Annotated in this window: 16 protein-coding genes; 9 read left to right on the top strand and 7 right to left on the bottom strand. The window is 40.4% G+C overall.

What is annotated here, in order from left to right:
* The first annotated feature begins 262 nt into the window (after positions 1-262).
* The gene (locus L2729_RS02175; protein WP_248986776.1) at positions 263-829 is read left to right on the top strand and encodes a helix-turn-helix domain-containing protein; all 567 of its coding nucleotides are present in this window, start codon (positions 263-265) and stop codon (positions 827-829) included.
* A gap of 1,199 nt (positions 830-2,028) precedes the next feature.
* The gene (locus L2729_RS02170) at positions 2,029-2,385 is read left to right on the top strand and encodes a hypothetical protein (protein ID WP_248986775.1); all 357 of its coding nucleotides are present in this window, start codon (positions 2,029-2,031) and stop codon (positions 2,383-2,385) included.
* A 502-nt stretch (positions 2,386-2,887) separates the two neighbouring features.
* Here the strand turns inward: L2729_RS02170 and L2729_RS02165 are convergent.
* Together L2729_RS02165 and L2729_RS02160 are read right to left on the bottom strand one after the other, a co-directional pair.
* Complete coding sequence (locus L2729_RS02165) at positions 2,888-3,478, bottom strand: HAD-IB family hydrolase (RefSeq protein ID WP_248986774.1); 591 nt, start codon at positions 3,476-3,478, stop codon at positions 2,888-2,890.
* A gap of 147 nt (positions 3,479-3,625) precedes the next feature.
* A complete protein-coding gene (locus L2729_RS02160) occupies positions 3,626-5,095 on the bottom strand; it encodes a carbon starvation CstA family protein (RefSeq protein WP_248986773.1) in 1,470 nt (489 codons plus the stop codon).
* A 495-nt stretch (positions 5,096-5,590) separates the two neighbouring features.
* Between L2729_RS02160 and L2729_RS02155 the strand changes: the two genes are divergently transcribed.
* A complete protein-coding gene (locus L2729_RS02155; RefSeq protein WP_248986772.1) occupies positions 5,591-6,007 on the top strand; it encodes a hypothetical protein in 417 nt (138 codons plus the stop codon).
* Positions 6,008-6,029: 22 nt separating this feature from the next.
* On the opposite strand, the gene L2729_RS02150 is transcribed toward L2729_RS02155, so the two are convergent.
* The 4 genes from L2729_RS02150 to L2729_RS02135 form a co-directional block, all read right to left on the bottom strand.
* Positions 6,030-7,058, bottom strand: a complete 1,029-nt coding sequence (locus L2729_RS02150; protein WP_248986771.1) for a hypothetical protein — start codon at positions 7,056-7,058, stop codon at positions 6,030-6,032.
* A gap of 315 nt (positions 7,059-7,373) precedes the next feature.
* Complete coding sequence (locus L2729_RS02145; protein ID WP_248986770.1) at positions 7,374-8,564, bottom strand: alginate export family protein; 1,191 nt, start codon at positions 8,562-8,564, stop codon at positions 7,374-7,376.
* A 305-nt stretch (positions 8,565-8,869) separates the two neighbouring features.
* Positions 8,870-9,733 (bottom strand): nuclear transport factor 2 family protein, encoded by an 864-nt coding sequence (locus tag L2729_RS02140; RefSeq protein WP_248986769.1) that lies wholly within the window; start codon positions 9,731-9,733, stop codon positions 8,870-8,872.
* A 95-nt stretch (positions 9,734-9,828) separates the two neighbouring features.
* Entirely contained in the window at positions 9,829-10,704 is an 876-nt protein-coding gene (locus tag L2729_RS02135) for an AraC family transcriptional regulator (RefSeq protein WP_248986768.1), read from the bottom strand.
* Positions 10,705-10,845: 141 nt separating this feature from the next.
* On the opposite strand from L2729_RS02135, the gene L2729_RS02130 reads away from it, so the two are divergent.
* The 6 genes from L2729_RS02130 (at position 10,846) to L2729_RS02105 (ending at position 15,241) form a co-directional block, all read left to right on the top strand.
* Positions 10,846-11,085 (top strand): HP1242/YdcH family protein, encoded by a 240-nt coding sequence (locus L2729_RS02130; RefSeq protein WP_248986767.1) that lies wholly within the window; start codon positions 10,846-10,848, stop codon positions 11,083-11,085.
* A 211-nt stretch (positions 11,086-11,296) separates the two neighbouring features.
* A complete protein-coding gene (locus tag L2729_RS02125) occupies positions 11,297-12,202 on the top strand; it encodes a prohibitin family protein (RefSeq protein WP_248986766.1) in 906 nt (301 codons plus the stop codon).
* Positions 12,203-12,615: 413 nt separating this feature from the next.
* Positions 12,616-12,906: a putative quinol monooxygenase gene (locus tag L2729_RS02120; RefSeq protein WP_248986765.1), complete on the top strand. Its 291-nt coding sequence runs from the start codon at positions 12,616-12,618 to the stop codon at positions 12,904-12,906.
* A gap of 77 nt (positions 12,907-12,983) precedes the next feature.
* Complete coding sequence (locus L2729_RS02115; RefSeq protein ID WP_248986764.1) at positions 12,984-13,640, top strand: NAD(P)H-dependent oxidoreductase; 657 nt, start codon at positions 12,984-12,986, stop codon at positions 13,638-13,640.
* Positions 13,641-13,964: 324 nt separating this feature from the next.
* Complete coding sequence (locus tag L2729_RS02110; RefSeq protein WP_248986763.1) at positions 13,965-15,023, top strand: PepSY-associated TM helix domain-containing protein; 1,059 nt, start codon at positions 13,965-13,967, stop codon at positions 15,021-15,023.
* A gap of 50 nt (positions 15,024-15,073) precedes the next feature.
* Positions 15,074-15,241 (top strand): hypothetical protein, encoded by a 168-nt coding sequence (locus tag L2729_RS02105; RefSeq protein ID WP_248986762.1) that lies wholly within the window; start codon positions 15,074-15,076, stop codon positions 15,239-15,241.
* Positions 15,242-15,345: 104 nt separating this feature from the next.
* On the opposite strand, the gene L2729_RS02100 is transcribed toward L2729_RS02105, so the two are convergent.
* On the bottom strand, positions 15,346-15,594 hold the full coding sequence (locus L2729_RS02100) for a hypothetical protein (RefSeq protein ID WP_248986761.1): 249 nt from the start codon (positions 15,592-15,594) through the stop codon (positions 15,346-15,348).
* Positions 15,595-15,834: the final 240 nt, after the last annotated feature.

The raw sequence follows: 15,834 nt of genomic DNA, 5'->3' as shown, positions 1-15,834 counted from the left end.
ATTGAGGTACTAAATCGACATTGAACGCAGAACTCTAAATCTAGAGCATTACTACCAAATTGCTAAAGAGCTAGAGACACTTTTTGAAAAGTATACCCTAACGACACATTATGCCGATAAGGAGCAATATACACCTATAAAAAATTAGGTCAACAACTTTATTAAATAAATCTTAAAATGATACTTTTTGATAAGTTGTGTTTTGAGGTGTGTTTGAGTAGAATTACTCAATCAGCCGTAGCAATATAAGTAGAGTAGAAAGATGGGCAGTTTTAAGCTACAAAAACAAACTAGTGTATCAACGGTCATTGCTGTGCTTCTTAAGCAATTAAGGCTATATGGTGCGGAATATTTACTCTCTGGCGGTGATCGAAATAAAGCTGAACAAACCCCTGAAAGCCAAGAAACAGTAGCTAAAGAATTAAATATAACAAAAGCGGCTTACTCTAAGATTGAAAATGGCGATGTTGTCATAGGGATCTACCATTTGAGTCATCTTTGCATTGGCTACGGGATCTCATTAGGTGACTTCATGGGCTGCGTCGATGAGCAAACCAAAAAGCTGCAAGATGATGGTATACAGGTTATTAATTCAAAAATAACGCTGCGACTAGATCATATTAGATGGATTGATAAAATATCTGAAAAGTCTGAGGCCAATTTCAATAAAGCTATACGTGAATTGAAAAAAAACAAAACGTACAGTTTACACTCAGAAAAAGAACTTGAAGACATCAGGCTAGACTGTAAAAAGAAGGCTGAATCTGAATTAGATAAAAGATATGATTTGGGAGAAGCTATTTCAATGCAAACTTCTGGATTGGTCTAATCTACGCTAGAAGGATAAGTGATTTCCCCTGTTCAGTTCCGGTCTCTCTCCGGTACTTCCACTCATTCTTCACCAAAAATTCAACCCATTCACTGACGGCGTCGTCGAAACTAAATCCGTCAACGTCGTCAGCAGTGGCATCAGTTTATGAAATTCTGTAGGTGATCTACTGGGAGATTAGGCTAGAAGATAGCTAGGTATATTCGATTTTGCTAAAACTCATAATCGTCAGGTCCTGTGTTCGAGTCACAGAGGGGCCACCAATTAAAACGAAAAAGCCTACCTTGTGTAGGCTTTTTTGTGTCTGAAATTCAATACCGGCTACAGTCCTTATTTTTGAATTTAGGGTCCATCGCGCCGATACTACACATTATGCCTAAACAATTTCAAAGCATGTCGAGAAGTGATAGCGTTCAGGTCGCTAATGGCATCGGCATTAACGACATTTCCACCGTCCGTAGTACTCTTCATTAAATAGCTGGATTCGTTATTCGAATTCAATATTTGTGCTAAATTTAAGATCCATGACCCAAAGCCAAATAGAGCTCATTTCACCGTTATAAACTCACGTAGTTCAAGTTATGCAGGCTAAACAACCTTGATAGGCCGTTCAAACGTTTTCAGCCCTAAGCTTCAAGTCAATAAACCCAGAGCCAGCTTTCACTTATGTCATCATTATCGATTCAGACAACTCTCCTCTTCCTAAGAGGAACCACCACATAACCCCTACTATTTATAGGTTATTATATATAGGATTTAGGTTAGATTTCTTAATGACATTGCTCACAGAACAGGGGTAAATATAATGTGATTAGTTATATTTGCAGTAACATTATTTACGAAGATAATGTTTGCTGATTATTGACTCCATCTTTATGCTAGCAGTATCAGTTTAATCTATCAAAGTTTGGCTGATCCAATTTTTCAATGTGTTGCCGGAAACATCAATATGAGCAAAGCATGCGGACAGTGACGCTGTGGCTTAAGTACCGTAAAACAAACATTGATCATTAAACATGGGCTTGATAAGTCAATCATTGCACTCTAGCATAGTTCAAAACAACATGGTCACAGCTTGACAGCTGAAGAGTCAGCGTCAATATTTCTACATGATTCTATTATTTGTTGCCATGATTTGTTCAGCACGCAAGCTAACGACGGCAAACACAAACTGATTATAAATAATGAGGCAACACCCAATGAGCATATTTAAAAAAGTACTACTCGCTTCAACTTTTGCTGCTGTAGCACTTACAGGTATGGCGCATGCAAGTGATCTAACATGCAAAGTATCCGGTGGTGACAATATCACCATGAAGAATATCAATATTCTGCGTTCGAATGAGTCGATAGTTAAGATTGATGGTAGCTACAAGTCACCTGTACTAAGCGACATTTATAGAATCGATGGCGTTGATGGTAAAGACATTAGCGAAACGCCTACTTATTTATTATACAGTCAGTATCCGGTAGCTGACCACGCGTTACGCGCAACAGTACAAGTCTACGGCGAAGATGCTGTAATAGGCCTTTGTACTGTGACCGAAGAAATGTAAGCAATAGCGTTATCTGTTGATTCAAATTGCCGCATAAAGCAAACATGGTTTGTTGTTGTACTATTGACGGACAAGGCATCGATATTCACTTGATGCTTTGCTGTTCAATAACAAGTTAATGGTGAAATTCCCGTTCTACGGATACCTATATGCTCAAACAACCTCGAAATGCAGGATTCAGCATAACGAGACGTGACAGAGTTCAAGGTCGTTAATTGCGCCTGCATTAACGACATATCCATCGTCCATGGTCTCTTCATGGAAATACAGTACTCGTCATTACCAGCTCCGGCATCCTCGGTGACACCTCCAGCCTTATTCAACCTCCTAAATCTGGCTTCTATGCCATCATAATTCAATATTGATGATCATGAATTTGGAATGCAAAATAAGATGACTTATCACCAGCCCTTCGACTGTTCACGTAGAAGCCTGCGTTAATAGCGGCGAAAAATAAAGCTGGGATCAAGCAATGAGTCATCAGTGCGATCAGCTTCAAAGCCTATACTTTGATGCCATTCATATAGGCATGGTCTGCTATCGCTAACATAGCAAGATCTTCGTGAGTATCTCCGTAAGCAAAGACCTCAACATAATCACTTAACGTGAACTGGTTTTGCACCTTAGTTGCTTTCATATCACAGCTACAATCACCTGACACATAAAGCCCGGTGTAGGTCCCCTCTTTAACAGACATTTCGCTACAAATTAGCGTTATTCCCATTGATTCACACCAGGGGCGTAAATAGAGATCTAACGAGGCTGAAACCAACACCACTTGAGCACCATCCGCTTGGTGCTGTTTCAGCGCTGCTAGCATCTCAGGACGGATTGATTGTGGGATAACATTGAGTGCGTACTGCTTACCAAGAGCGGATATAACGGTTTTATCTCGACCAACAAAAGCACAGTAGCTGACTAAAGGCCTTAGCTTTCTCGCTGGGATAACCCGCAACCGATAAAGAACATATAACGGGGAAAGGAAAACAGAACCAAGTACCAAGCGAATGGGGCTTGCTGAATAAAGGATAAAACGAGTGTACATGTCATGATGGGTTAGCGTGCCATCAAAATCAAATAGCGCGAGTTTCAAGCTGTACTCCTCTAATCAACTATCCGTGTAGTAAGGTAATGCCATAATCTATAACCAGTTTAACAGCAGTCCCAAAATTAAGGATTAATAAAAACAATAATAAAAAGGACTGCAATTGCAGTCCCTTTAAAGGTCACACCGATTGTACTATGACTCAGTGGCCACTTTACGTTTTTGGTGGGCTAAAATCAGTCCTATTAAGCAAATGACACCTACTGCAAGCCCTGCAGGCTGGCTCATCGATTGAGGTAAGCCTAAACCAATCCCTGCTGTCATAATGTAAGACACAGTGATGCTGGTTCCCACAATAGCAGGCAAGCTCACTATCCAGTGGAACGTTCCGCGGTCAAACAAATACTTAGTCGCTAACCAAAGCACACTGGTAGACAACAACATATTTGAGAATGCGAAGTAACGCCAAATCAATGAGAAATCAATTTTAGTCATGAAGTAGGCAATCACTAAGATAGGAATGGCTAAAAGTAAACGGTTACGCATACTTTGCGGGATCTTAAATGCATCAGTAATGGTTAAACGTAATGACCTGAATGCCGTATCGCCCGAAGTGATAGGGAATATTGCAACCGCAATAATCGCCATAATACCACCCGCGGCGCCGAGGTAAGTTGTAGCAACTTGATTCACGACAAGACCAGGGCCACCTATATCTAGAATACTCTTAAGTTCAATATAGCCACCTGGGAACGCTGCAATACCCGCTAGAGCCCAAACGCAAGCCACAATACCTTCAGACATCATCGCACCATAGTAGACTGGGCGAACATACTTCTCATTGGTTAAACAGCGCGCCATGATTGGGGCTTGGGTTGAGTGAAAACCACTAATAGCGCCACAAGTGATCGTCACAAATAGCAGCGGCCACACTGGTAAACCGTCAGGGTTAGGCTCTAAAAGATCGTTGTTATAATGGCTGTGGTCAAAATAGGCAAAAATATCACCAACCTCGGGAAGCTGTGGCGCACTAATTAACAGTGCAATAGCAATAGAGACGGTCATAACAATCATCAATAAGCCAAAGATTGGATAAAGCTTAGTAATAATTTTATCGATAGGCAGCATAGTGGCTAAGAAGTAATAACCTAAAATGGCTAATACCCAAAAAGTATTATTGGCAAAAATAGTACCTTCAAAGTATTCCAAGTTACTTAACAGACCCGCTGGGCTCATGATAAACACAACCCCAACGAAGAATAACAACATCGCGGTAAAAACGAGCATCACACCTTTGAAATAAATATTAAAATAGTGTCCCGCTATTTCAGGAAGGCTTTTACCGTCTTCTTTAATGCTTAAAACGCCGGAGAAGTAGTCATGCACTGCACCGCCTATGATATTTCCCAGCACGATCCATACCAGCGCTATAGGTCCATACAATGCACCTAAGATAGGACCAAATATCGGTCCAACGCCTGCAACATTCAAGAATTGAATTAAGTAAGCTTTTACCGGATGTACTTTTACGTAGTCAACGCCATCTTCAAAACGAGCTTGAGGCGTTTGAGCTTTAGGGTCAATCCCAGCTTGCCGCTCTACGAAAGGGCTGTAGAACTTGTAAGCGAGCACTAACAGCGCAATACAAATAAAGAAAATAAGCATTTTATGTTAATCCATTTTTGTAGGGTAATTATTGTTATTCAAGTGTCAATCACATCCATAGTGCGGTCAAGTAACAATGTGTTATACCAAAGTCGGGCTTGCGGTTATGACAAATTTAGGTAGGAGATATTTTACTTTTTACCGTTCCTAATAGAGGGGGGAGTTAATGAATATTAACGCCGTTGATAGGCGGTTAAATCAATAGGCCTTTATTAACTGCGTTTGAATTTAAAGAGCAATAAAAAGTGCCAATGCTTACTGGCAAAAGCCAGCGTTAAAATAAATGTATTGATTTATCATATGCTGTGGAGCTTGAACATGCCGAAACATAACCTTGTGACTCTATCGATCAAAATTGCGATATTAAATCAGGCGAAGGTGGCTTATTTACGCCCTGAGCACAGAAAATACAGCTCAACATTACGCTACCCATTCCTACGCTGTTCAAAATAGGATAGCTTTAGAGTACTAATCAAAATGAGAATTTGTAGGCACATGAAACAAAAGAGCATATTAGTAAAGAGCTACTTTGCAAAAATCGAAACCGATAAGCGTGAAGAGATGTGGGCCGCTAACCCCAAAACCTCACAGTGGGAATACTCAAGCTGTAAAATCGATTCCGAAAGACTCAATAACGATCTGCAACAAGCGATTGAAACCTTAAATGAGCAAGGTTATCGCGTGATGCAAATCACTACGATAACCTCAGGTGATTATCATTTTAGTGATCACTTAAGTGATCCCCATCTGCTTGGCAATGGCGTCACAACCGAAGGCGGTTATGGTTATGGGTTTTCCTATACCGACAGCTTAGTTATTTTGGCAGAACAAACACAGCAACAAGCAGTAATGGAAACAGAGTCAGTAATCGATCAAATAACACTATCTGACGCTGTTATTATTGTCGATTAATAACCGTCTATACCCTGTGACGTCAGACATTGTGGAATAATATCTCTAGCGTTAAGGTGATGATCACCTGATTAATACGTTCAGACTCTGCATTTTCTTTACTCCAGTTATATTCTGGCGTCACCGAAAAAAACAGCCAATCTCGGGCAAAATTTTGTCTATAAGTTAACCCGACATTTGCGTCCTTAATGTAGTAATAGGGTTCATCGACACTGTGTATCGCCGCTTGATAACTAATTGCCTGCTTGCTGCTAATATGTTGATAAAGCTGGATACTCGAGCCTAACTCCCAACCAATGCCACGAGATTCATATTGAGCTACAGCACTCCAGCGGGCCAAGAAAGTTTCATTAAATGAATGTTCAATATCGAGTTCACTGGATTCACCAGTGACCTTCTTGTCTTGGTACAGCTTTTGAGTAAATCGAGTAATGGTGTTTTCCGATAATGGATAAATATAGCGCCACCGAGCCTCCACTTTAGGGTTAAAGTTGGCCTGAATATTAAAGCTGCTGCGCCCTTTGGCATACCAATCATAGCGGAGGCCTACTTCCGTTTCTCTTTCTGCACTAGGCCCTTTAGAGGGAGCAAACGGATCATCTTCATCCGACGTTTCCAATACCAATTTGAGACGTTTATTAACACCGGGTAAATTTAAACGTGCACTGATATTGGCTCGATAACTAAAGTCTTCTTTCTCATAAAAAGAGAAATCATTGAACCAACGAATAATGGTGCCAGCTCTGGCATCATCCGCAACTCTGTCATCGACAAAAAAAGTGTCGAACCAAATAGCGGGTTGGCAAAACTTAGTATTGAGGTAATCAAAAGCACGATCAATAGCATGATCATTTTGGGATAGGCTAAAACAGGGATCGATGGGGTCTTCACTAGCATTCTTGTCAGCAACAGGCGAGCTCTGTTTTGCGTCAGTTTTACTCTTAGCTTTTATTTGAACTTCATGTTCAACCAATACTTTGTCAGCCGCAAAGGCGGGAGTGAGTGACAGTAGACTCACTATAGATAGACAGAAGATTGATTTAAGCTTCAATGACAAAAACCACACTCAGCAATGCACTCGACAAAAAACACTTGTCGCAATAGTAACACCGCTTACAACTTGGCTACACTTTTTTAACAGTTTATCACTGTGCCTACTTACACGGATAATAAATAGGCTAAAGCGCATAGACCTCAGCTCCCAAACGTATTTCCAAAAGTTGTTCATCCGTGCATTTCGGCTTTTAAAAAGCGAAAAAAAGCAGGAATAAAATAATTTTCCTGCTTGGAAGGGAGTCCGAGCTGCTAACGGTATTGACTTGATATAGCTAACGAGTCAATACCGCAGCGGCAAAATACTCAGTTATTAATATTTAGCCTGCAACGTTAACCAAAGCTTGTCGGTATCATTTGAGAAGCTATAACCTTCGTCTGCTCCACTAAAACTGGCATATTTAACACCTACACTATAATGCTTTGCAAACGGATACGTTGCTGCTACGCCCCACTCTTGACCCATATCAATATCGCCAAAATCTGAATCAAATTTGTGATATTTAGCCAATAGTTTTAATCCAGCGACTTTAGCCGTCAGAATCACATGAGCATCAACCAGACCATTGTCCCAGTTACCTTTACCACCGAATAGAAACTTATCAGTCCAACCGTTAAATGCATGCAGAGTCGCCAGTGGAGTGATGAAACCCGCCTTACCGTCGTCAGAACCAAGGACTTCGTAGCCAGCTTTAAAACCAAAGCTAGCTAAATTAATACCCGCACCTAACTTATAGTAAGAAGCACTGTAGCTAACAGGGTTGTCACCCGCTTCAGATTGCTGTGCAAACTCCGCTTCATAACTCAATTTAAGCGCATCTAATTTCACATCACCCGTGGCGCGAATACCATAAGTATCGCTAGAGAATGCAGCAACATCTTGGTTATCAATTAAGTAGCCATAACCGGTGATGTTTGCAAAATCCAAGCCTGAGTAGTTAATGTTAACGAGGTTAGTTTCGTTCTCATGCTCTTCTTTACCTGAGCCTTCAGGGAAAATACGATTAACAGTAGCAACATAAGCGTAGTAAGCAGTAAGCCCTTCTACTACCGTGTTCTTTACCGAAAATGCATCATATGTTTGCTCATTTTGACGGAAGCCCACACCACCAACAAAACGTTGATTATCAAGTAAAATACGTTGACGACCAAACTTAGCCAGTGTTTCAGCTGGACCTCTATAACCAATAAACCCCTGATTAATCTGAGTGTAGGCATAGTCGGCGATAAGTGGCTCATTATCCGTAGAGCGAACATCATCAATTTCAGCTACAGCAAACAGCTTATAGATATCGCCTGTTTGATAGTTTAATCGAGTACGTAAAGTGGTTTGATTTTCTTGGTCAACGTTCGCAACATCAACATCTTCAAATCGAAGACGGAATTGGACTTTAACTTTTGAGTCATCAATAAAAGCTTTCTTTAGTGGATCAACGGTGTCGGCAGTGGCGGCAGTAGAAGCTAAACTTGCAAGTACGGCTAATGTTAGGGCATGGACTTTCATTTATTGTAATCCTTTTGTTTTCATCATTCTTATGGATTGTTATAAAGCTGAAGACAACTTGATAACTTGATCTAGAACAATGTTGCTAAATGATTACACTTTTGTGTTAATAACTGTGAGCAGGATCATTACTAACTACTAATTTAGAGGTACCTATAAATAGGTATTTAGTTCATTTTACTTAAGTTTATATTCCTAATGCAGAAAGCTATAAAGATAAATAATATCTAATTTACACATAAAATCAAAGCATAAAGCCTGCCTATACTCATGGAGTACAAGCAGATTTTATAAAGCATTAACCGCTATAGATTGCCGAATTTACCGTTAGCATTCTTCCATTGCTCTTTGTTTAAAATGGTTTCCATTACATCCCAATGCTCAGCAATTTTGCCATTTTCAATACGGAATAAGTCATAATATGAGGTAGGTTTTCCCGCAAAGCGACCTTCGCTAATGGCTAACACAAAATTACCTTCACCTAATATTTTAAAAGCCTTATCGTACTCCATGGTGATCCCTTGTTGCCCCATCGCCTCAATCGCTTGGCCTAAACCAGATACGCCATCGGCAATTGCGGTGTTATGTTGCAGATAATGATCACCATCGAAGTACTTTGTAAGCTTGTCGTACTCAGCGTTGATCAAAATAGTTTCCACAAAACCTGCTACTAGCGCTTTATTTTCTGCCGTCTTATCTAAATCTAATACTGTCGTTACACCATCTAACTGCGTTCTACCACTTGGGTTAGCCTGTTGTGCTTTTTGAGCTAAGTTATCCCAATGCTCAACAATCTGACCATTTTCAAATCGGAATAGATCAAAGCCAACTTTAGGACCAAAAAAATTATAATTGGTATGAGTAAAAACATAGTCACCATCTTCAAATACACGCTCAACATTGACCTTAGCGCTCCCTTTTGGCTGCGCCTGTAGCGCTTCGCCAAAACCTGCTAAACCGTCTGCAATCGCCAAATTGTGCTGTGTATAGTCACTGGCATTAACATAAGAGATTGCTTTACTGTCACCGGTCTCTATCGCATTGAGTAGCGCTACCGCTTTAGTTTTATTTGAAATATTCATCGTTGACTCCGATTCTGCAGAAAGATTTGAACAACCGCCCAATAAGCTGCTGCTCACCAGTAGTGTTGCAAGTAATTGGGTTTTCATTGTGTATCCCTAACAATTGAATTCGGAGCCATTGTAGGGTTTGAATGCAGGTTTCAGCAGGTAAAATCAAGCAGTAAAATGGTAAATGTTGAACCTTAAGTGTTTCGTTTAAATTGACTTGGCGTCATTAAAGTATGCTTCTTAAAGTACTTAACAAAATTAGTAGGCTCATCAAACCCTAAATAATCAGATAGTTGCTGAACCTGTATGTTATCAATCGACAAACGTCTCTTCGCCTCTAAGATGGTATAAGAGTCTATCAACTGTTTAGCGGTACGATTCGTCGCCATCTTACAAACTTTATTCAATGTCTTATAAGTCGTCCCAACCTGTAACGCTAATGCCTTAGCATCTCGCGTATGAGTAAAGGCGTCACTTAATGTTTCAGTAAAGCGATCAAAACAGTTAATTTGTGTCGGTGTCATCTGATGGCGATAAATATCAGGTCTACATTCACTGACTTTAGTCAGAAGTGCCGCAAACAACACCTGTAGATAACTAATATTAGGAGTTGTTAACTCGTACTCGGTGAAGATTAATTCCATCAATCTAACTAATGAATGTGCTTGCTCTGTAGATAAATTAAAGTTTTGCAGATATGAGCTCACTAAATGAGTGGGTGCAAAAATCTTGATGTCGATGGCAGCTGCCACCCTATCTAAATACTCATCGGTAAAAATAACCACCTTGCCTGCGGGTTTATTGGTGAGATCAAACGCATGTACCTGACCTTTATTGACCAACACGACGCTGCCTTTTTCTACCTGAAGAGTATTAAAGTCAACGAAATGATCCCCCTGATTGCCAGTAAAGAAGATCAGGTTATGAAAATCTATCCTGTGGGGTTTACCAAAAAAGCTTATCTCCCCTGCCGCCACTCTGTCATACAAGCTGGAGAGCTCAATAACTTCAAATCCAACATCCGGAAGCTTGGTATCTCTGAAACTAATTTCAGGCACTAATTCATTCATTTGAACTCACTTATCATTACGTCACCTCCCCAGTATACCTAAAGCGTAAAATCTGTCTTTATCGACTTGAATTTAATCAAACAATTGACTTTACTTAACCGGTTAAGATTGTATTTACTCATATAAGATTAAGGGGTTTTTATGTTAGGCGAAGATCATTCTCTGCTCCATGAGTTTCCTGAGCACCAGGCTATTATTATGGAACGGTGTAAAAGTGATGCAGCATTTAATAAAGATGCCAAACACTACAACGCATTGGATAAAGAGATCCGAGTGCTGGAATTAAATGGCGCACCAATAGATGATGAATCCATGCACCAACTAAAGCATGACCGAGCTGAATTAAAAGACTCGTTATATATGCGTTTATCAAACAAATAGTGTTTCGCTAAGCTAGGTATGATGCATCGGCGCTAACGTACTGCGAGCTTAGATTAGCCAAATAACGATTAAGGCCAAGGGTAAGTAACTTGGCCTTTTTTATTGCAGTTGCAAATCAACACTACATTTTGGCAACCTAAAACAAACAAATGTTTCATGACATAGAGTTAACTGGTATCTTTGCCGCGCATATTTAGAAAGGATACCTAACATGTCGCTGTTAAAACCGTCACCACTTGCATTTTTAAAATCAATTTCAATAGTAAAATCTCTACCAATACTGCTCATTATCATTGCCTTATTTAACTCTTACTTTATTGTAATTGAAGGGCATGTGGGTGTTGTTAAGCGCTTCGGAGAAGCGAAAGAACAACAAAATCCAGGCTTACACTTCAAGATCCCATTTATCGAAACCGTTGAGCTGATCGAAGTTCGTACCCGTAAAAATGCCGAAAAAATGGCATCAAGCACTAAAGAACAGATGCCCGTCACGATTGAGGTTTCGGTTAACTGGACCGTTAACAAAGAAGCTGCTTTAGAGCTATTTAAACGTTATGGCGGCTTAACCCAGTTTGAACAACGTATTCTCGACCCACGTTTTCGCTCAGCGACAAAAGATACCATTCCTCAATTTGAAGCAGAGCAACTGATTCAAGACAGAGCCAGTGCGATACAAGGTATAGAGAAACGCTTGGCTGAAGAGATGGAAGGCTTTCCAGTCGTGGTTGATAATATTCAAATTGAGAATATTATCTTGCCGCAAAAATACATCAACTCGATAGAGATAAAGCAAACTGAGAAAAACCTTGCAGCAGCAGAGGAGCATAAGCTTGAGCGTCAACGTTTAGAAGCACTGCGAGCAGTAAACACTGCAGATGCTCAGGCAAAAGGGATTTTGAAAATTGCCGAAGCTGAATCTAAAGCAATATTACTGAAAGGTTTAGCTGAGGCACAGGCGATTGAAGCAAAAGCTAAAGCGCTCAAAAATAACCCACTGATTGTAAAGTTAACCGAAGCGCAAGCTTGGGATGGAAGACTGCCAAGTACCATGATGGGTAACGGCGTAATGCCAATAATGGATATTAGAGCTGAAGCTGAAGCTAAATCTAATAAATGATATAGATATTATTCATCGATTCCTTTAATAAAAAGTGGTTAACAAAGCGGGGCCTTATAAGGCCTCGTTTTCGTAATATTACTGAGATTTCTATTCAGAACTAGCGGATCCGTTTACTGACGAGTTTGCCTACAGCGTCAACTTTCTCAACCATCACCTACAGACATCACAGCTAATTTTATGGTCAGACTTGGCAGATAAATCCTCTGATTTAGCTATCCTCAAGTAATACCCATTTTTAAATTTAAATAGCGTTGGTTGCAAACAAGCATATTATCAATTTTTTATTGATAATAATTCAAAAGCTAAGCTGTTTTTGTTTTGAATCGTTAGCGCTATTATGCACCGCATAGAAAGCACGTATCAAATGCATTGCCAAGAATGACAGTTAGACTTAAACACAGGAGTTCAGCATGACCAAGCTCACTATCGTAGCGAACATCATCGCTAAAACAGACAGCATCGAATTAGTCAAAGCTGAGTTAATCAAGCTTATTGAAATTACCCGCGCTGAAGCAGGTTGCATCAACTACGACTTGCACCAAGACAATGAAAATCCAGCCCATTTTGTGTTTTACGAAAACTGGCAATCGCGTGAGCACTTGCAAACACACTTGGCTAATAGCCATTTAGCGGATTACATTGCCGCCACAGAAGGTTGCATAGAGCTATTTAGCTTAAATGAAATGACTCAAATTGGCTGATACGCTTTTTTAATCCCAACTGACAAACAATATTAATGGTGCCAGTCCAATATCACTCGCACCAAAAGGAAAATTTCATGACTCACCCTATCATTACCGATTTAGACAAGCGTTACACAGCTAAGAAATACGATGCATCAAAGCGTATTCCGCAAACAGATCTTGATGTTATTTATGAAGCAATGCGCCTATCGGCATCTTCAATTAACTCTCAACCTTGGAAATTCATCGTCATCGAGAGTGATGAAGCAAAGCAGCGCATGCATGACACCTTTGCCAATAAATTCCAGTTTAACCAACCACACATAAAATCAGCGTCGCATATCATCTTGTTTGCACACAATCCAAGCTACACTCGTGAGGATTACGCTAAAGTGGTTGATAAGGGGATCGAAGATGGTCGCACCAAACCTGAAGATAGAGAACAAGCGTTTGGCGGCTTTGCCTTTGTATCACTCAACACTGACGAAAAAGGTAACAATGAAGCTTGGACTAAGTCGCAAACATACTTAGCCGTAGGTAACACGATGCATGTTCTCGCCCGCCTTGGTATCGATTCAACCCCGATGGAAGGTGTTGATAGTGAGCTTATCGGTGAAATGTTTAAAGATGAACTGGGCGGTTATGTCTGTGAAGTGGCGTTAGCCATCGGTTACCACCACCCAGATGAAGATTATAATGCTAACTTGCCAAAATCACGATTGGCTTCAAAAGACGTGATGACGATTATCTAATTATCTTCAGACTGAGCCAATAATCATGCCGCTGCTTATCATCAACAGCGGTATTTTTTTACCTGAATAAAATCCCCCCGCCCCCTCACAAAACAATCGACCTCTCAATGTTAAACATTCAAACTGCTAGCGATATCACCTGTCTTTACATTTCTTTAATTGAACTCGTTAGTGATATTGATTACTATTCTCAACTTTAAGGTTTACTTGTTTTTTCGGTATAAAATCAGATTAAAATCAAACCGTTCTTACAATTAAAAGTAAGCTATTTACCATAGGTGTCTTGCGCGTATTTTTTGCTAAGACCGATTTGAGAGTACAATAATGAAAGTCGTTTCAACGTTAAAATGGTTCCATAATTGGGTTGGTTTTTTCATTAGTATTACCATGCTAACGGTACTAACTACCGGTGTTTATCTTGGCAGTATGGATATGCTTAAACGCCTTGATGATAAAGACCAACAGTATGCTGCCATGTCTATTGAGCAAAAAGCACAGATCACAGCCACTTTATTTGAACGTTACCCAGAAATAAGCACTGTTCGCTTCCCAACAGAACATACGCCGTTTATTCAAGCCGCAGCGAGAGGGATGAGCATTGCTCTTGATGCAGAGCTAAATGAGTTGTCAGTTCGCAAGTTTTCCGAAGTCCCCATGTACAGTACATTTTTTTGGCTACATAGAAATTTCCTACTCGGTGACTTTGGAAAATACCTTAATGCCTGGGCATCACTCGTTGGTGCCATCATTACACTCGTGGGGATCTACCTCTGGTGGCGAGTGCGTAAAGGTTTCCGTTTAACGCAAAGTATCCCCAAAAACACACGCTCAAGCAGCTTACTCAAGAGCCATATTCAACTCGGTTTATTCATCTCTATTCCACTGTTCATCTTGTGCCTTAGTGGTTTCTTAATCACTTATAAGAGCTTATGGACTGGTACACTTAAATCATCAACTGAACAGAGCTTGCCGCAGAGTCAAGTAAGAGATTGGCAAAGCCAGTTGCAAACGGCACAAAACCTTTGGCCTGAGTCACAACTAGTCGCCATCAGTAAAGCACGCACTAAAAAGCCAATAGCAGGGGAGCCACCAGCAGAGCTTAGCTATAGCTATCGATTTGATAGCCATAGTGATGTGTGGTTACGAGAAGCGGATCGCATGACGATGAACTTTGACAAAGGTACCCTTAAAGACGCGCTAAAATTTAGTGACAGACCACTTTCAGGCAAAGTGGCCAGTTTTGTGAGACCGCTACACGATGCTCTGAACATGCCCTTGAGCTATGTCATCTTCATCACATCAATCTCGGTCATTGGCAGCATGATGCTACTGTTTAGTGTATTGACATTTTATCGCCGCATATTTAAAAATAAACGTAAGTAGTCACTAACAATAATGCAGGGCAGTTCACTGCTCTGCATTATTGAGGTGTTTTGAATACGGCAGTCGTTGAATTGCTCGCTCAAGTGGCAGACCCAATAGATATCGTTACTATCACCAGCTTATTGCCAGTTTCAGACGGGATCATGACCAAAGAGCCAATCGAAAACATGCTAATCAATAGCATGACAGAGATGACCTCACCCGATCTACGCCCTTAGCTTCTCGCGCCGTAAAAACAAAAAAGCCCAAACCGTTAGGGCTTGGGCTAAATACATATAAGGCACGCGAAATAAAGTGCTAGTAGTTCATAGACAACACTAGATTAGTGCTTCCCTTTTACGCCATTGCGCACCATATCTTTGCCCGTTGCAAAAATATCATCGGTTATCCAGCGCGCATGCAATAACTTGTGCTTATTATCGAAGACCGCAACAAAATGGCGACCGTCTGCATTATTGGTAGCCATACCAACGCCCTCGATACCCGCAAGACCTAAACCACCATTTTCCACTGACAGCAAAAATTGCTCTAGTTCAGCTAAGCTATCGATAACACTTTGTTCATCATTCATCTTTATACTCTCTTCATTTTTGCGCAGGCAACCGATCTCAATAGCCACGCTTATAGTGCGATATTGTGGCTATTTTAGCGCTACTGACAAAGGATTTAAACTGAGTTGCATAACAATAGCGGCTGAGTTTTAAATAAAGCTACCAAGCTACTTGATTTAATTCCGATTTAGAGCTTTAGTTTCATCATAAAATGAGTGTTTTACCTATTATTTTTAGCTCGTTTTTTTGTTTACTTGGGC

It is taken from the genome of Shewanella gelidimarina (assembly GCF_023283945.1).
GTDB lineage: Bacteria > Pseudomonadota > Gammaproteobacteria > Enterobacterales > Shewanellaceae > Shewanella > Shewanella gelidimarina.
The sequence above is the reverse complement of the archived record's forward strand: the minus strand, read 5'-3'. Positions and strand labels throughout refer to the sequence as shown.